The organism is Burkholderia sp. S171 (assembly GCF_009766085.1).
GTDB lineage: Bacteria > Pseudomonadota > Gammaproteobacteria > Burkholderiales > Burkholderiaceae > Caballeronia.
Window position 1 is genome coordinate 241,206 of the sequence record NZ_LMUF01000064.1, and the last position, 18,345, is coordinate 259,550.

Below are 18,345 nucleotides of genomic sequence, written 5' to 3' on the forward strand. Positions count from 1 at the left end.
ATGGCTTCGGATCTCACGATCTTGCTGATCGGTACAGCGGACACGAAGGCGGACGAGTTGCTTTTCATGAAGCAATGCATTGAGTCGCAAGGATCAACTGCAGTGGTCATGGACGTTGGCGTGCTGGGTTCTGCCCCGTTCAAACCCGAGATCACGAATCGCGAGATAGCTGTCGCCGCCGGGTCGACGCTTGAAAAGATCGCGGCACTCGGTGACGAAAATGAAGCCATGTCGGCCATGGCGATCGGCGCCGTCGCAATTGCCCTGGAACGATACAAAGCCGGTCAGATACACGGCGTGTTGGCCTTGGGCGGAACAATGGGAACCGATCTGGCGCTCGATGTCGCAGCGGCGCTACCGCTCGGCCTGCCTAAGTTCGTTGTGTCAACGGTTGCGTATTCGCACCTGATTCCACCCGAGCGGCTGGCGCCGGACTTGATGATGATCCTGTGGGCGGGTGGTCTGTTCGGTCTGAACGGCGTCTGTAAAGCCGTTCTTAGCCAGGCAGCGGGTGCCGTCCTTGGCGCTTGCCGGGCGATCGTCAAACCGCAGTCCGATCGTCCCCGAATTGCGATCGGCTCACTCGGGAAGTCCTGCTTGAGCTACATGGTTCGCCTGACCGTGGAGCTGGAAGAGCGCGGATATGAGCCGGTCGTCTTTCACTGCACGGGTATGGGCGGTCGTGCGATGGAGTCGTTGATCGCACAAAACGAATTTGTCGCCGTATTCGATTTTGCTTTATGTGAGCTAGGTAACGAGGTGCACGGATCGGTGGTGACCGCTGGGCGCTCTCGCCTGGAAGCAGCGGGTCGGCTTGGCATACCTCAGATCGTGGCGCCTGGCGCGAGCGACATGATTGATGTGCAGACGTGGAAGCCGCTTCCCAAGGAATACGAAGGACGTCCCTATCACGCGCACAACCGTCTTATTGCGTCAGTCACGATGACCCCTGAGGAACGTCGTGCGACCGCCAGACTTTTTGCGGAAAAGCTCAATAAAGCGGTTGGTCCCACAACCTTTTTGCTGCCTATCAAGGGAATCCAGCAGTGGGACCGCCCTGGTCAGCCCTTGCACGACCCGGTTGGTCTCTCGGCATTCGTGGATGAGGTCCGGCTGACAGTGAAAGCGCCGGTTGATCTGCATGAAATGGATTGTCACATCAACGATGACGCATTCGTGGATATGGCTATCACCGTGTTTGACCAGTGGGTGGCCCAAGGAAAAATTCCAGTGGGAACGCGGCGTGAGGCTGCGGTGGCCACATTTCGACCTGTCGGTTGATACAGCAAATCGACCGGTTTCCTGGTCGCAAGTTTGGCAAAACGGAGTTATTGATAATGACGGATATGCTTCCTGAGCGCGCTCGAGTCGTTGTAATTGGTGGTGGCATTATCGGCGCATCGACCCTCTATCATCTGGCCAAGGCCGGCGTGGAAGACGTTGTCTTGCTGGAGCGGGACAAGTTCGCGTCGGGGACTACCTGGCACGCCGCCGGCATTGTTGGTCAGCTCCGGGACTCGAAAGCGCAAACAGAACTGGCGCAATACACGACCAACCTGTTCAAGTCTCTGGAGGCCGAAACCGGCCAGGGAACGGGCTACAAGGAAAACGGTTCGATGACCATTGCGCTCAATCCGCAACGGCACGAACTGGTCAAGCGTGCGGTGTCAGCCGCGAAGAGACTTGGGGTACCTGCACACTACCTGACACCTGACGAAATTCAGGAGCGCTGGCCGCTGCTACGGGTCGATGACGTTCTTGGCGGCATGATCGTTCCGTCGAATGGCCAAGTCAATCCGCTGGACGTTACGAACGCGCTAATCAAGGGCGCAAAGCTGCGGGGCGCGAAGGCCTTCGAGAACACGCCGGTTGAAGACCTGATTATCCGCGATGGGAAGGTGGTGGGCGTAAAGACATTGAAGGGCGATATCGCATGCGAACGGGTATTGATTGCGGGTGGGATGTGGACGCATAAGTTCGCTAAGCGCTTTGGTGTTTCTGTGCCGCTCCACGCTGCCGAGCACTTTTATATTGTCACGGAGAGCATGCCAGGTCTTGACCGGGCAACGCCAGTCCTGACAGTCGCGGATGAACGCGCGTACTACAAGGAGGATGCGGGCAAGCTCCTCATAGGCGGATTTGAGGCGAAAGGTAAGGCATGGCCGCCGTCAGGCGAGATTCCGGCGTCATTCTCCTTCGACGAAATTCCCCCTGACATGGAGCATATGGAACCGTTGCTGGAAAAGGCATTCGAACGGGTGCCGGCGCTGGCCGAGACGGGTATTCAGCTTTTCTTTTGCGGACCGGAAAGCTTCACGCCGGACGGGCGCGCGTATATGGGACCTGCTTCCGGTGTCGACGGCCTGTTTATTTCTGCAGGCTATAACTCAAACGGGATCCTTTCTTCCGGCGGTGCCGGGAAGGTCATGGCCGAATGGTTGATACGCGGACTTCCGCCGGTGGGTATGGGTACATTGCATGCTCAGCGAGCAATGCGTTTCCAGTCGAATACCCGTTACTTGCGTGATCGTATGGTCGAATCCATCGGACTTCACATGACCCTTCACTGGCCGGGACATCAGTTCGAAACGGCGCGCGGCGTGCGGCACATGCCGGTCCACGACAAGCTCGTGAGCGCGGGTGCGGTAATGGGAGAGCGGGCAGGCTGGGAGATTGCTCTTTATTACGGCGAGGAGGGTGCGCGCTTACCTCATAACGCAAGCTTTGGTTATCAGGAGTGGTTCCCCTTCGTTGAGCGTGAGTGTATCGCCGCTCGGGATGCAGCTATCTTCGTCGACCAAAGCTGTTACGCAAAGCTTCTCGTCACTGGCCGTGACTCGGTTCGAGCGTTAAACGCTGTGTCAGCCAATGAGGTTGATGTCCCGGTGGGTCAATCGGTCTACACACAATGGTTGAACGAGCGCGGCGGAATTGAAGCAGACATTACGATTACACGGCAGTCCGAAACGGATTTCTTCATCGTGACTGGGCATCCTAGTCAGGAGCGCGATCGGGCATGGTTCAAATCGCGTGTCGATCCGGCACTCGACGTGTCGATATTGGACGTAACCAGCCAATTCGGCATGTTCTCCATAACCGGACCGAAGTCCCGGCAAATTCTTCAAGCGCTATCGGACGCGGACGTTTCAAATGAAGCGTTCCCTTTCGGCACAGCGCAGGAGATCGACGTTGGTTATGGCCGTGCGTGGGTGCTTCGCCGCTCTTTTTTTGGCGAATTGGGCTACGAAATCTACCCGTCGACGGACCTGTGCCGCCATATCTACGATGAAATCCAGAAAGTAGGTGAGTTGCATGGCCTCATCCATGCTGGCTTCTTCGCCATGGGGCACTGCCGGCTTGAAAAAGGCTTCGTGCATTTCGGTCACGATATCGGTGAGGATGACACACCATTTGAGGCCGGTTTGCGATTCGCGGTAGCGATGGAAAAGGTGGCTTCATTTGTCGGGAAAGAGGCGCTGCAAAATCAACTGAACTCCGGGTCGCTTGAAAATCGGCTTGTCAACGCCCGGGTCCCCGGTGCAACGCTCGAAGACGGTCCGTTCCTCATGCGCAGTGAACCTGTATGGAAGGCGGGGAAGATCGTGGGCTATATCACGTCCGGCGCATGGGGATTCCGCATCGGCGCGTCGCTCGGCATGGCCTCTATCCGAAGAGAGGGCGGTGTGACGGTCGATTATCTGAAGGAAGGTGGATTTGAGGTTGAGGTCGCTGGCGTCAAGCATGCCATTGATCTGCAGTACGCATCTTTCTATGATCCGAAAAGCGAAAGATTGAAGGCTTGAGGACAACTTTCGTTGATGAATTCCTGTTTGAAAGAGATAACGTTATGTCGGAGCAAACATGACTGACGAAACTGTCGATAGCCGCTATGAAGTTTTGTTCAGCCCGATGAACATCGGACCGGTTAGAGCCAAGAACCGTTTTTTTGCTGTCGCGCACAGTGCCGGGATGGGTTTCGCCCAGCCACACGCGACTGCGGCGCTTCGGGGAATGAAAGCCGAGGGCGGATGGGCCGTCGTGTGTACAGGCGTCTGTGAGATCGACGAGACATCAGACATGATGGGTCATCAGAATGATCGCCTCTGGGATGACCACGACGTGGCGTGTCACCGTCTGGCGACGGCGGAAATCCATAAGCACGGTGCCCTTGCGGCGGTCGAGCTGGCTCACTTGGGTCTCGGTGCGCGCAATCTGTACAGCCGGGTGCCCGCATTGGGACCTGGAAGTCTGAAGTGCACGTCGTCATATGTTCCAACGCAATCAATGCCCATGACAATTGCGGACATCCAGGCGTTTCGAGCGGCGCATCGTCGAGCAGTCGGACGGGCCGTGGCGGCGGGCTACGACATCGTCTATGTCTACGCCGCTCACGACAGGGCGCTGCCGCTTCATTTTTTGTCTCGTCGATATAACAAGCGAACTGACGAATACGGCGGCTCGCTCGAGAACCGGATGCGGCTTTTGAAGGAGTTGATTGAGGACACGGTCGAAGAAACGGCGGGACGTTGTGCGGTCGCCGTGCGCTTCGCGGTTCACGACTTTACTGGCGGCATCTCAGCGACTGAAGAAGGCCGCGCGGTCATCGAGGCACTGGGTGAATTGCCGGACCTCTGGGACGTGAATGTAAGCCCGTGGTCCTTCGATTCTTCAACGGCGCGCTTTTCCGAGGAGGGATTCCAGGACGAGTACATTGATTTCGTGAAGAAGCTGACGACAAAACCCGTGGTTGGCGTTGGCCGATTCACTTCACCTGATGCGATGGTATCGCGCATCAATAAAGGGTTGATCGACTTCATAGGTGCTGCCAGGCCTTCCATCGCCGACCCGTTTATGCCTGAAAAGATCAGGACCGGCCGCGTCGAGGAGATTCGCGAGTGCATTGGTTGCAACGTATGCGCTTCGACAGAAATGTATGGGGTTCCGATCCGCTGCACACAAAACGCCACGATCGGTGAAGAGTGGCGCAAGGTGTGGCATCCCGAGAAGCTCAAGAGACTATCTGATGACAAAGCCACGCTCATTGTAGGCGCCGGCCCTGCGGGACTTGAGGCAGCACTAACACTTGCTCAGCGCGGGGTCGAAGTATCGATAGTTGATCGGGAGGGTCACCTTGGCGGGCGCATCGCCTGGGAATCCCGGCTCCCAGGTGCGCAGACCCTGGCGCGTGTCCGCGACTATCGTACTTATCAACTCGAGCGGATGAGTAACGTGCAGATATATCGCGGCTCACCTGTTGGCGTTGAGGACATTCTGCAGTTCGGCGCGCAGCGCGTTGTCCTGGCCACCGGCGCGCATTGGAGAACAGATGGGACGGGGCCTGCGACACCGGATGGAATCGCGGCGCTTGATTCAATCCACGTTCTCTCTCCGGAGGCAGTAATGGCCGGGGCACATCTCAAGGGCCCTATCGTTGTCTATGACGATGACCACTACTACGTCGGGCATGCAGTTGCAGAGTGGATAAGAGCGAAAGGCCATGACGTCACGCTCGTCACACCGCTTGCCGACGTTTCCCAATGGTCGTATTACACCTTGGAACTCAGGCGGCTGGAAGAGCGTCTGGAAGACGCGGGTATCAAGTGCATCACAAAGAGCAAGGTGAAAGCGGCAGGTGACGGCGCGTTGCTTCTGGCAAGCGGGCGAAAGGAGCAGTACATCCCCTGTGGCACGTTTGTACCCGTCACGTTGAGAGAGCCAGATCGTCAACTAATGGATCAACTCACCGCTCGTCGACTGGATTGGCGAGATGCAGGCATCGAATCTGTTGACCTGATCGGCGATGCATTAGCACCGGGAACGGTGGCTGCCGCCGTCTACTCCGGTGCAGCCTACGCGCGTGAGTTAGGGGAAGAACGGCGAGCCGAATCTTTCCTGCGCGAGCGAGCGGTACTTTAGACAGTTGCGTGCGTCCGTCGACGCGCTTACGTTTGCCACATTAGTTGAGAAACTAAAATGACCCTGAGCACGAAACAACCCAATACCTACACCCTGCGGGTTACCAGTCCGGCCGCGACGGGAATCGTCGCGGCAATTAGCGGTTACCTGGCGGCACATAATTACTACATCAACGAGATGTCGCAGTACGACGACGACGAAACCGAGCGATTCTTCCTTCGTTGCGTCTTTCGAGTAAGCGGAAAAATCACTGATGACGATCGCGACATGCTGTTCGGCTTCGACAAGCTAGCCGAGCGTTTCAGTATGGAGTGGTCTGTCCGGCGGACGGACCGCCCGTACAAAGTGCTTTTGATGGTGTCCAAGTTCGACCATTGCCTTCGCGACTTGTTGTATCGCTGGGAGGCTGGTGAGTTGAACATGGACATTGCTGCAATCGTATCTAATCACGAGAGCCTGAAGCCAATCGCGGATCGGTACGGTCTCAGCTTCTTCCATATGCCGATCACGCCGGAAACAAAGACTCAGCAGGAGGGCGCGCTGCGCGCAGTCATATCTGAGAAAAAGGCTGAACTGATTGTTCTTGCTCGCTATATGCAGATTCTCAGTGACGACATCGCTCGCGAGTTGCACGGCAACTGTATCAACATCCACCATTCGTTCCTGCCCAGTTTCAAGGGGGGCTCACCCTACGCGCAGGCGCACAAGCGCGGGGTAAAGCTGATAGGAGCAACGTCGCACTATGTGACCGGCGAACTGGATGAAGGCCCAATCATTGAGCAGGACATCCGTCGGGTAGATCACCGTTACTCGGTCGCCGAAATGCAGGCGATGGGCCGGGACGTGGAATGTCAGGTGCTTTCTCGAGCGGTGCGTCTGCATCTGGAGGATCGGGTGTTCCTCGATGGGAATAAAACCATTGTCTTCTCATAGTCACTGGCGTTGCCAGACGAAACCGGAAAGAGAACGCTATGTCGGCAAAACTGATTGATGGAAAGGGTTTCTCCCAAACGATCCGGGAGAAGCTTGCGGTGTTGATAGAAAAGCAAAAAAGGGAACATCAGGTAGTGCCGGGTTTGGCCGTGGTTCTCGTTGGCGAGGATCCTGCCAGTCAGGTGTACGTAAGAAACAAGGCTCGACAAACAGTCGAAGTCGGCATGCAGTCGTTCGAACACAAGCTGCCGCCTACCGTCAGCGAGGCTGAGCTTTTGTCGTTGATTGGAAAGCTCAACGGCGATCCGACTGTGCACGGCATTCTGGTTCAGCTACCGCTGCCAAAACATATCGCGGACAAGCTGGTGATCGAGAGCATCCTGCCGAGCAAGGATGTGGACGGCTTCCACCCGGAGAACGTCGGCCGGGTTGCAAGCGGAGAAGGTGGCATTGTTCCCTGCACGCCAATGGGATCGATGATGTTGATCAAGCACGCGCTGGGTGGCATTGCGGGAATGAACGCGGTCGTGATCGGTCGTTCCAACATCGTCGGAAAGCCGATGGCGCAACTGCTTCTGGCCAGTAGCTGCACGGTAACGATTGCCCATTCTCGAACCCGGGATTTGCCGGCGATTGCACGTACCGCGGACATTCTGGTGGCCGCCGTCGGACGGCCCGAGATCGTGAAGGGTGACTGGATCAAGCCGGGCGCCTGCGTCATTGATGTAGGTATCAACCGTGTTCCCAAAACTGACGGGGAAGGGCACCGCTTGGTCGGCGATGTCGCGTTTGACGAAGCAGTGCAAGTCGCTGGATCACTTACGCCGGTGCCGGGTGGCGTCGGGCCAATGACCATCGCTTGTCTGCTGGTGAACACTTACCTTGCCGCTGCCAGGATCCACGGGTTGCCCGCAACAGCAGATTTCTGAGCGCGAGCTCGAGTGCAATGTAATGGCGCAAATCTAGAACAACCGACGTTGAGGATGGGTGTATGAAAGTGATGGTTGCTGTTAAGCGCGTTGCAGACTCAAACATAAAGGTGCGCGTGCGAGCCGACAGTTCCGGCGTCGATTTGAACAACGTCAAGATGTCAGTCAACCCTTTCGATGAGATCGCCGTGGAAGAGGCTGTGCGTCTGAAAGAATTGGGCGTGGTGACAGAAGTGATCGCGGTGTCGGCAGGTGTGACGCAGTGTCAGGAGGCATTACGTACGGCGCTGGCGATCGGCGCAGACCGCGCGATCCTGATCGAGTCTGACGAGGACCTGCAGCCGCTGGCGGTCGCCAAGTTGCTAAAAGCGCTGGTCGACAAGGAGCAGCCGCAGTTGGTGATCCTGGGCAAGCAGGCGATAGACGACGACTCGAACCAGACTGGCCAGATGCTGGCGGCTCTTGCGAATTTGCCGCAGGCGACATTTGCTTCGAAGGTCGTGGTTGTTGATGGCAAGGCGATCGTATCGCGTGAAGTGGACGGTGGCACGGAAACGTTATCGCTGACGCTGCCGGCGGTCGTGACAACGGACCTGCGCCTCAATGAGCCGCGCTATGTGACGCTGCCCAACATCATGAAGGCCAAGAAAAAACCGCTCGATGTCCTGACGCCCGAAGACCTCGGTGTCGATGTGAGCCCGCGTTTGAAGACGCTGAAAGTCGTCGAGCCGCCGAAGCGCAGCGCCGGCGTGAAGGTCGCTGATGTGAAGACGCTGGTCGAGAAGCTGAAGACCGAAGCCAAGGTGCTTTAAAGATAACGCAGGAGATGGACGAAATGACGATTCTGGTAATTGCGGAACACGACAACGTGTCGGTGAAGGCTTCGACGCTCAATACGATAGCGGCTGCGGCGGTCATCGCGACACTGACCGGTCACGATATTCATGTGCTGGTCGCGGGTCACAACGCGCAAGGCGCGGCTGAAGCTGCAGCAAAGATCGCGGGCGTGAGCAAGGTGCTGCTGGCCGACGCATCGCAACTCGCAGCCGGCCTGGCGGAAAACATTGAAGCTACCGTGCTGACACTAGTGCAAGCCCCGGCGAAGCACTATTCGTACATCCTCGCGCCAGCGACCGCCTACGGCAAGAACATCGCGCCGCGTATCGCTGCGAAGCTGGATGTCGCGCAGATCAGCGATGTCACCGCAGTGGACAGTCCGGACACGTTCGAGCGCCCGATCTACGCGGGCAATGCGATCGCCACGGTGCAATCGTCAGACCCGATCAAGGTCATCACGGTGCGCACCACCGGTTTCAAGCCGGTGGAAGCAGAAGGCGGCAGTGCAGCGATCGAGAAGATCGAAGCGGCAGCCGACAGCGGCCTGTCACAGTTCGTGAGCCGTGAAGTGACGAAGCTGGACCGCCCCGAACTGACCTCGGCGAAGATCATTGTGTCGGGGGGGCGCGGCCTGGGCAACGGTGAAAACTACACCAGAGTTCTGGTGCCGCTGGCGGACAAGCTTGGCGCAGCGCTGGGCGCGTCACGTGCGGCCGTGGATGCAGGGTTCGTGCCGAACGACTATCAGGTGGGCCAGACGGGCAAGATCGTCGCGCCGCAACTGTATGTCGCGGTGGGCATCTCGGGTGCGATCCAGCATCTGGCCGGCATGAAGGATTCGAAGGTCATCGTGGCGATCAACAAGGATCCGGAAGCGCCGATATTCAGCGTGGCCGACTACGGCGTAGAGGGCGACCTCTTCGCGGTAGTGCCGTTACTGGTGCAGGAACTGGGTTAATCTCGTGGAGTAAAAATGCTGAAACATACACCTTACTATCACAAGCTCGTGGCGGCTGGGGCCACATTGCAGGATCGCGGTGGCTTCGCCACGCCGAACTTCTTTTCATCGATCGCGGATGAGCACAAGGCGGTCCGTGAGCGGGTGGGAATGTTTGACGTCTATTATCAGGTGGGCGTAGAAATCAAAGGGAAAGACGCTGAGCGGTTGTTGATGCGTGCCCTTGTGAACGACGTACGCAGGATGGCCGATGGTGACGTTATTTATAGTTCCATATGCAACGAAGCAGGTGGGATCATCGATGATCTGACGTGCTTTCGCTTTAGCGGCGACCGGTATTGGCTTTCTCCCACTCCTTCGCGCGTACAGGTTGTCGTAGAGGCAGTGAGTCTGTTGATTGGAGCGGCGAACGTCACGGTCACCAATCTCGCGTATTCGAATGCCTATCTCTCTATCCAGGGGCCGGACTCTCGTGAATTGCTGGCATCTCTGACGGATACTGATCTGTCCGCGCAGGCACTGAAATATTTCACGTTTACGCGCGGGAGGGTGGGGGAAGTCCCGGACGCGATGATATCGCGCACAGGCTATTCCGGAGAGCTTGGGTACGAGCTCTTTTTCCCTGTCGAATATGCAGAGTATGTCTGGGATGCCATTGCGGAGGCAGGCAAGCGATTCGACATTCGTCCTTGCGGTATGAAAACCATGCGGTCGTTGCGAATCGAAAAGGCGTACCTATTGTACGGACTGGACATCAACGAAAAGACGAACCCGCTGTCGGCTGGTTTGGGTTGGACCGTTCGATTTGATGATCGTGATTTCATGGGTCGTGCCGCATTGGATAAGGTAGTGGCGAACAACGTGACTCCGCAACTTCGGCTCATCGACACGGGGGCCATCAATCCGATTGTTCACGGTGAGAAGGTATTCCATAACGGAGAAGAGGTTGGCGTAGTGACCTCCGGAGATCCCGGCTTCCATCTGGGCAGGACGTTTGCCTTCGCTTACCTTCCATCAGAACTGGCGTCGGAAGGCACCAAGGTCGAAATAGCGCGCGCCGATGCCTCCGGGAACGTCACCGGTACCGTCCTTGGGCGCGCACCCTATGATCCGGGCCGCAAACGGTTGACCGCGTAGTTCTTCACTCTGTGAGCAAATACGCGTGGATACGCCTCTGATCTCTTAGTTCAGAGGCGGCAACTACCATGACACCAAGGATCAGGTTATTGCTCGGGTGAACGTCACGCGACGGCTAGGGCGACAGGCATTTATACGCGATCACTCTTACGGGACCTGGTCTTCTGAACGGTTCCCCGCGAGCTTCCCGCCTGGGCGAGTGCCAAGACTGCCCTGACAGCTTCGTCCTCGATTCCCCTGACGTCCGACGGAAAGCGATTGCGTTGGGGTATCAAAAGGATCAGGCCTTCGATCTGACAGGTTATCAGCGCCGCTCGGCACGAGAGTTCCAGCGGTGGCAAGTCCGGGTTGACCCCTTCGAGAAAACCACGAATCATCTTTCGTTGGAATACATACGCTTCATCCATAATCTGACGCGCAAAGTCATGAGATTGCGCCAGCGCCCACATGTTGATAAACAGACTTTGGGTTCGAGGTTGTTTATCGGCCTCGATCAGAATTCGGACAATTTTTTCTAGTCGTTCCTCGGGCGTGAGCGAATAGTCGTTTCTAATACTGTCATAGGTCTCCGAATATTCAGCCGATGTTTGTCGCATGATTGCAGCGAATAATTCCTCACGGGTAGGGAAGTAATGCTGCAGATTGGATAGGGCTATGCCGGCACTCGAGGCGACCTTGCGCATGCTCATTTCGCCGTAGCCTTCCGCGACAAAAATATCGGTAGCACACTTAAGGATGCGTTCGACGGCGTAGCGTCCTCGCTCGGTCAACCCGCGTTTGCCGCTTTTGCGACCTGGTTCGGGCGGGGGGATTCCTTGATGCGTCGTTTCGATTTTCGCTAATGGACCCTGCTTCCGGTCCTCGCGAGTGAGCGTCTCTCTGGGCATGGTTTGTTGCGGGCGAACCGCGCAAATTGGTGGTTGTCAGAGGATATCATTGTCGGTCGGATGACCAAGTTCGTACAAGCATGGCCTACCCGGCCTCGTCCATTTTCGTCCCTTGATAGAGGTTTGTGTAGCGCCAGTTGTCTTCCTTATCTTGCCAACAGCTACGCATCCGTTAACGTGAAGCTGACGCCTCATGGACGATGCAGTGCAGCCATCGCGATAACCGAACCGGAAACCAGCGCCGTTGACTGGGTGAACAGGAAATATAGGTCATACAACCTAGTTTAGAAGAATTAAACGCCCGCTGACGTATGACAACTTATATTCCTCACACTTGGACGCGCTTGCAATGAGGATGTCTTCCCCCGTACTTGATCGCAATGCTGGACTTAGGGGAGTGATCATGTCTTACAGCTTCGAAAGCAAGCGGACTCGAAAAGGGCTTGCACCTACTTGCGGTCGATATTTTGCTGAGCTATAAATATAATTAGGTCACGTGACATAGTTATATGGATCAGTGGAATCGAAAGATAGGCGCTGGTGACTGCTCTGGGCATGGGACTGTTTTTTTACCTGTGATAAATCATCGTCCATGTTGATCTGCTGAGTAGCAGCGAGTCGACCGGTCCGAGTGGGTGCCGTGGGCGACACCAGGGGGCAGTGGAGTGGGATCCTGCTTCGCGGTCTGGCTCAGGAGCGCACGCCCGTCGTCGTACAACAAACTGGGAAGACTGCTAAATGAAGCTCAATCCGACTCTTAGTACCGACGTGCTGAATCGTTCTCGCTCAGAGCGCGCGCCTATCGATATGCGATTCATAGAAGAGACGATGGAATTCGTCGCACGAATGACCCACACCAGGTCGTTGGCATTCTATGTAATCGATCAGGGCCACGAAAATTGCAAGTTTCGTCGGCTGGACGTGCCGGAGGCATTCCATAGGGAATATAAGGCGGGCATGTGCAAATTCGACCCGTTCGAATATCACCGTGTCACCTGTGCGATGGACCGGGCATCTATCTTGAGCAACGCGTTCACGCGTTCAGCAACGCCGGAAGACCAGCACTACGTACGATTTCTAAAAGCGCATGGGTACGAGGATATTGTCGAGACGATTTTTCGTAGCGACACGCGAGTTCTCGGCGGGATCAGTCTGCTCTTACGCCGGGGCGATGACCCTGCGCAGGTCGCGGCCGTCGTGGACGCGATGCACCCGTACATCGAGTACAACCTGCGTGGCTTCACGGGACGGAGTAAATCGGAGTTCCGGGAAGACCTCTCGAAGTCCTTTTTGCTATCTCCAAGGGAGCTCGACGTCGTGGAACTTTTAACGTCCGGCCAGACAAACAATTGCATCGCCGAAACGCTGCATATCAGCGTGGCGACGGTGAAGTCCCATGTCCTCAAAATATTCGAAAAGGTCGGGGCTCCTAACCGGGCCAGCCTGGTTTCAATGATCTCCGAATACGAAGCGCATTGAGTCCATTCGCCGTGTTTGAGAATGAGCTGCTCGGCTGCTGAGAGAATAGAGTCTCGATCGTTCGACCGCATCGCCAGAGGATCCGGCAATCCGTGCACTACATATTTGGATAGTTAGGGCCGCCGCCGCCCTCGGGCGTGACCCACACGATATTCTGCGTTGGATCCTTGATATCGCAGGTCTTGCAGTGCACGCAGTTCTGCGCGTTGATCACCAGCCGATCGCTGCCATCCTGGTCCTTCACGAACTCATACACGGCCGCCGGGCAATAGCGCGATTCGGGGCCCGCATAGGTGCTGAGGTTCACGTTCACCGGCACCGTCGGATCTTTCAGCGTCAAGTGAGCCGGCTGGTTCTCTTCGTGATTGGCGTTCGAGATGAAAACTGAGGAGATCCGATCGAAGGTCAGCTTGCCGTCAGGCTTCGGATACGCGATCGGTTTGCACTGCGATGCTGGTTTGAGCATCTCGTGATCCCAATGTTGGTGATGGAGCGTCCACGGCACGTTGCCGCCAAGCAGCTTCTGCTCGATCCCCACCATCAGCGTCCCAAGGTACAGGCCCTTGCTCATCCACTGCTTGAAGTTGCGGGCCCGGTAAAGCTCGTCGTATAGCCATGAGGTCTTGAAGGCTTCCGGGTAGGCGTTCAGCACGTCCCCCTGACGGCCCGCCTGCAGCGCTTCGAACGCGGCGTCAGCGGCCAGCATGGCGGTCTTGATCGCCGCATGCGAACCCTTGATGCGCGACGTGTTCAGGAAGCCAGCATCGTCGCCGACCAGCGCGCCGCCCGGGAACACGAGTTTCGGCAGCGACATCAGGCCGCCGGCGGTAATCGCCCTGGCGCCATACGAGACGCGTTTACCGCCTTCGAGGAACGTGCGGATCGCCGGATGCGTCTTGTAGCGCTGGAATTCCTCAAACGGCGAAAGATATGGGTTGGAATAGCCGAGGCCCACCACGAAACCCACCATCACCTGGTTGTTGTCCATGTGATAAAGGAACGAGCCGCCGTAGGTATCCGAGTCGAGCGGCCAGCCGGCGGTGTGGATCACCAGGCCGGGCTTATGCTTCGCCGGATCAATCTCCCACAGTTCCTTGATACCAATGCCGTAGACCTGCGGATCGACGCCATCGCGCAGCTTGAACTTGTCGTTTAATTGACGGCCCAGATGCCCACGTGCACCTTCGCAAAACAGCGTGTATTTGGCGTGCAGCTCCATGCCGAGCTGGAAGTTCTCGGTGGGCTGGCCGTCTTTGCCGATACCCAGGTTGCCGGTCGCAACACCCTTAACGGAACCGTCGTCGTTGTACAAAATCTCGGCGGCCGGAAAGCCCGGGAAGATTTCTACGCCTAGCGCCTCAGCCTGCTGCCCTAGCCAGCGCGTGACATTGGCCAAGCTGATCACGTAATTGCCGTGATTCTTGAAGTTATCCGGCAGCGCCCAGTTCGGCACGCTCTTCGCACTGCCTTGCGACAAGAACAGGAAGCGGTCTTCGGTCACGTCCACGGTGAGCGGCGCGCCCTTTACCTTCCAGTCGGGGATCAGTTCGTTCAACGCGCGCGGGTCCATGATTGCGCCGGAGAGTATGTGCGCCCCGAGCTCCGAGCCTTTTTCAAGTACGCAGATGCTGACATCAACACCCTGTTCCTGCGCCCGCTGTTTCAGGCGGATCGCCGCGGACAGGCCCGCAGGGCCGCCACCGACGATCACCACGTCGTATAGCGTTGAATCGCGGGCCCCATACTGTTCACGGTAGTCGATTTCGCTTGCCATCTGCACCCTTACCAGACAATGTTCAACGAGGACATATTCTCCGCGTTGATTCTCTAGCGTGTCGATGAGTAGGGCAATCAGCCGTAAGGCTGAATAATGACGGCAGCGAAGGTATCAAGACAGGGAAGCCGTTGTCAGCCGCGAATACTACCCGCTGGTCTTAACGCGACAAAATCCTGTCAACAGGTCAACGCCCGTTGAGCCATGAGGGGCACTGCAAGATCATGCGTGGCAGTCACGTCGCCGCGGAAAGCGCAAAGTTGCCTCAAGCCCGCGCTCGCCCCCGTTTTTCAGCGTGAGTGTGCCGCCGTGCGCAAGCACGATGTTCTGGGCAATGCTGAGTCCCAGCCCTGAGCCGCCGGTAGCCCGGCTGCGTGACTCTTCAACACGATAAAACGGCTCGAATACACGGCTCAGGTGATCGACGGGTATCCCGGGGCCATCGTCGCTGACGACGATTTCGAGCATGTCGCTCTCGTCCCGTATGAGAATCCGTGCGCGTTCACCATAGCGCACAGCGTTATCGACGAGGTTCGATAAGCAACGCTTGAGGCTGCGTGCATAGCCGGGCAAAGGACGCGTCGCGGCACCACTAATCGATATCTCTCCGCCTGCTTCCATGGCATCCGACTGGACCACGTCGAGAAGCGCATTGACGTCGATGGGTCGTACCGGTTCCCGAACTTCGATGCCCCGCATGAACTCAAGCGTTTCGTTCGCGAGCGTTTCCATTTCAAGCAGGTCGGCGCGAAAGCGTTGCCTCAAGTCATCGTCTTGAAGCATTTCGGCGCGAAGCCGAAGACGGGTAATCGGCGACTTGAGGTCGTGGGAAACGGCCGCCAGAATGCGGGTCCGCTCGCCAACATAGTCGAGCAGCTTGCGCTGCAGATTATTCAGCGCTTGAATTGCATTACGCAGTTCCAGTGGTCCCGCGACGGTCAGCGGCAAGCGGTTGATATTTTGCGCGAGATCGTCGGCTGCGGCCGCAAACGCCCTCAACGGCCGCATCGCTATCCTGACGAGACAGGCGAGCATGGAACTGAATACGACAAACGGCACGCCCCAGCGAAAGAACGCCCACCATGGCGAAATGCTAAGGCCACCTTCTCCCTCTTCACAATCGATATTCAGCCATCTGCCATCGTCCATTCGGACCTGAACGCTAAATTCTCCACGTTGCCACTGCAAGCCGTCTAGCTTAAAAATCAGGCCCCGCGAATCGGGCGCCTGAAACTGACGCGCGTTCAACACCTTCAACTCGAGCGGCCCGTCGAAATTGGCACGAATGGCCCGCGCCACAAGTTGCTGCGACTCCGTTGCGGACTTCTCGCTGTGTTCCGGCGGCGACGCGGCATTGCGCCACGACAAGGAAAACCCCGGCCGGCTCAGTGCCTGAACCGCGCGATTCGCGTCTTCTCCTGGAAGACTATTGATCGTCCGTACGGTCTGGGCAATATGCGCAGCTGCCAGACGGGCCGGGATTTCGAGCAACAGACGGCTGCGCTCGTTTTTCCAGCCGATGTGGTCGAAAGCTGACCACATCGCCAGGCCAAGCATCACAGTCCATATGATGCGTCCAGACAGCGTGCGGGGAGAGATGAACTTCATGGGCAATATTTCACGGTGACTGCCAGCAAGTAGCCTTCGCTACGAACAGTCTTGATGATTTGCGGCTCACGTGCATCTTCCAGAAGACGCTGACGCAGGCGGCTGACCCGCACGTCGACGGCACGCTCGAACGGATCGGCCTCCTTGCCCATGAGGAGGGTCGTCAATCGATCGCGGGTCAGTATGCGACTCGGATGGTCCAGGAAAACGCGGAGCAACTGATACTCGGCGCCGCTCAACGCGATCAGCACGCCGTCGGGCGAAGTCAGGTGCCGTGCAACCGTATCCAGCTGCCAGCCCGCGAATTCTATGCTCTGCACGCTGTCGTCGCGCACATCGATCGACCTGCCTTTCGCGCGACGCAGCACCGCCTGCACCCTGACCAACAGCTCCCGGGGGTCGAACGGCTTCGGCAAATAATCGTCCGCGCCCATCTCCAAACCGATAATCCGATCGACGAGTTCGCCCCGCGATGTCAGCATGATGATGGGCACATCTGATCGGGCTCGCACTTCACGGCATAGCATCAGACCGTCCTTGCCGGGCATCATGAGATCGAGCACGATCAGATTCACAGCCGAGCGTTCGATGACCTTGAGCAGGTCCCGGCCATCGGCCGCCACCTTTGCCACATAACCGCTTTGAGTCAGGTAATCGGATAACAAGCGCCGGATCTCGGAGTCGTCGTCGACAATCAGGATGGTCTCTTGGCGTTCCATAGTAAATCTGCGATGCCCTCAAAAAAAATCCACGGCCGCCTGGCCCGACTCGGTACACGCGCTTTTATACCGTGCTTGCACGTTCACACGACGCCGATTTGTAACGTAGTGTTGCACGACGAACGTGCGCAAGATTGCGTTACAAACCTCCCTTGATTGCACACATTACGCTTACTTTACTGCGGTTAAATCACCGGCGATTTCATCCACACGGACCCGCCGATGCACACTTCCAGACTGTCTTTCCGTACTCATTTCTTCATCTCCATGGCGATCGGGTTGCCCCTGACCAACGCCATGGCCGACTCCGGCACGCCTGTTACTCCGACTGTGCCTGCGCCCGATGCGTGGCGCTTCGTGGTGGGCGTAGGCGCGATCAGCGAGCCAAAATATCCAGGCTCGAGCAATCGCAGGTACGAACCGGTGCCACTGCTGAGCGCGAGCTACGGCCGCTTCTTCTTCGGTGCGTCGCCCGATAGCGGAACCCCCCTCGGGCTCGGCGCCTATTTGTATCGCGACAGCCATTGGCGGATCGGCGCCGTGGTGTCCTATGACCTTCTGACGCCCCGCCGCGAATCGGACGACGCTCATTTGCAGGGCCTAGGCGACATCGATCGAACAGCGCATGCAGGCATATTCGTGAACTACACACTGGGGTGGTTCGGGGCGCGCAGCAGCGTCCTGACCGACATTGGCGGCAAACACCAGGGAACCATCGCAAAGCTCGATCTGGAAGCGAAATATACGCCAACGAATCGTTTGACGTTCACCGCCGGGCCGGGGCTTACATGGGCAAGCAGCCAGTATGAGCAAACATACTATGGCGTGGACGCCCAGCAAAGCTCACAGTCGGGCCTGCGGCAGTACAGCCCCGGATCAGGCATCTCCAGCGTCCGATTCTCCGTAGGCGCAAGTTACGAACTGACAAAGCACTGGGACGTCAGGGGGCTCGTGAGCGCATCCAGTCTGCAGGGCAACACCGGCGACAGTCCGGTGGTCGAAAAGAAAAGCCAGATCTTCTATGGCGCATTTGCCAGTTACCATTTCTGACCCTCTCGTCAAATTGCCGGAGCACTATCTGCTGTGGCGAGCAGCTGATCAGCAGGGCGTCGGGTTCGATGTCCTGCTGCAGAAGCATCGCCGACAAACAGTGCGTTCGTTGTCGCTT

General features: G+C 57.3%; 14 protein-coding genes. 10 read left to right on the plus strand and 4 right to left on the minus strand.

What is annotated here, in order from left to right:
* The 8 genes from GSQ93_RS35935 (at position 1) to GSQ93_RS35970 (ending at position 10,710) form a co-directional block, all read left to right on the plus strand.
* Positions 1-1,281 (plus strand): Tm-1-like ATP-binding domain-containing protein, encoded by a 1,281-nt coding sequence (locus GSQ93_RS35935; RefSeq protein ID WP_158940825.1) that lies wholly within the window; start codon positions 1-3, stop codon positions 1,279-1,281.
* Positions 1,282-1,337: 56 nt separating this feature from the next.
* Positions 1,338-3,803: an FAD-dependent oxidoreductase gene (locus GSQ93_RS35940; RefSeq protein ID WP_158940826.1), complete on the plus strand. Its 2,466-nt coding sequence runs from the start codon at positions 1,338-1,340 to the stop codon at positions 3,801-3,803.
* Between the two features lie 58 nt (positions 3,804-3,861).
* Positions 3,862-5,916: an FAD-dependent oxidoreductase gene (locus GSQ93_RS35945; RefSeq protein WP_158940828.1), complete on the plus strand. Its 2,055-nt coding sequence runs from the start codon at positions 3,862-3,864 to the stop codon at positions 5,914-5,916.
* Positions 5,917-5,979: 63 nt separating this feature from the next.
* A complete protein-coding gene (gene purU, locus GSQ93_RS35950; RefSeq protein WP_216857731.1) occupies positions 5,980-6,849 on the plus strand; it encodes a formyltetrahydrofolate deformylase in 870 nt (289 codons plus the stop codon).
* Between the two features lie 38 nt (positions 6,850-6,887).
* Positions 6,888-7,778 carry a bifunctional methylenetetrahydrofolate dehydrogenase/methenyltetrahydrofolate cyclohydrolase FolD gene (folD, locus tag GSQ93_RS35955; RefSeq protein WP_158940832.1) on the plus strand — a complete coding sequence of 297 codons (891 nt, stop codon included), beginning with the start codon at positions 6,888-6,890 and terminating at the stop codon, positions 7,776-7,778.
* Positions 7,779-7,840: 62 nt separating this feature from the next.
* Entirely contained in the window at positions 7,841-8,590 is a 750-nt protein-coding gene (locus GSQ93_RS35960) for an electron transfer flavoprotein subunit beta/FixA family protein (protein WP_158940834.1), read from the plus strand.
* 23 nt (positions 8,591-8,613) lie between these two features.
* Entirely contained in the window at positions 8,614-9,573 is a 960-nt protein-coding gene (locus GSQ93_RS35965; RefSeq protein WP_158940836.1) for an electron transfer flavoprotein subunit alpha/FixB family protein, read from the plus strand.
* Positions 9,574-9,588: 15 nt separating this feature from the next.
* Positions 9,589-10,710 (plus strand): aminomethyltransferase family protein, encoded by a 1,122-nt coding sequence (locus tag GSQ93_RS35970; RefSeq protein ID WP_158940838.1) that lies wholly within the window; start codon positions 9,589-9,591, stop codon positions 10,708-10,710.
* Between the two features lie 131 nt (positions 10,711-10,841).
* On the opposite strand, the gene GSQ93_RS35975 is transcribed toward GSQ93_RS35970, so the two are convergent.
* Positions 10,842-11,597, minus strand: coding sequence for a TetR/AcrR family transcriptional regulator (locus GSQ93_RS35975; RefSeq protein WP_158940840.1), 756 nt, complete (start codon positions 11,595-11,597; stop codon positions 10,842-10,844).
* Between the two features lie 738 nt (positions 11,598-12,335).
* Between GSQ93_RS35975 and GSQ93_RS35980 the strand changes: the two genes are divergently transcribed.
* Positions 12,336-13,076, plus strand: coding sequence for a LuxR C-terminal-related transcriptional regulator (locus tag GSQ93_RS35980; RefSeq protein ID WP_158940842.1), 741 nt, complete (start codon positions 12,336-12,338; stop codon positions 13,074-13,076).
* A 97-nt stretch (positions 13,077-13,173) separates the two neighbouring features.
* Here GSQ93_RS35980 and GSQ93_RS35985 read toward each other — a convergent pair whose 3' ends face one another.
* The 3 genes from GSQ93_RS35985 to GSQ93_RS35995 form a co-directional block, all read right to left on the minus strand.
* The gene (locus tag GSQ93_RS35985; RefSeq protein ID WP_158940844.1) at positions 13,174-14,850 is read right to left on the minus strand and encodes an electron transfer flavoprotein-ubiquinone oxidoreductase; all 1,677 of its coding nucleotides are present in this window, start codon (positions 14,848-14,850) and stop codon (positions 13,174-13,176) included.
* Positions 14,851-15,072: 222 nt separating this feature from the next.
* Positions 15,073-16,458, minus strand: a complete 1,386-nt coding sequence (locus GSQ93_RS35990; protein WP_158940846.1) for a HAMP domain-containing sensor histidine kinase — start codon at positions 16,456-16,458, stop codon at positions 15,073-15,075.
* On the minus strand, positions 16,455-17,177 hold the full coding sequence (locus tag GSQ93_RS35995) for a response regulator (RefSeq protein WP_158940848.1): 723 nt from the start codon (positions 17,175-17,177) through the stop codon (positions 16,455-16,457). Before GSQ93_RS35995 ends, GSQ93_RS35990 begins: the two co-directional genes overlap by 4 nt.
* A gap of 222 nt (positions 17,178-17,399) precedes the next feature.
* Here GSQ93_RS35995 and GSQ93_RS36000 point away from each other — a divergent pair, with 222 nt between their 5' ends.
* Positions 17,400-18,227 (plus strand): MipA/OmpV family protein, encoded by an 828-nt coding sequence (locus GSQ93_RS36000; protein ID WP_158940850.1) that lies wholly within the window; start codon positions 17,400-17,402, stop codon positions 18,225-18,227.
* Positions 18,228-18,345 lie beyond the last annotated feature (118 nt).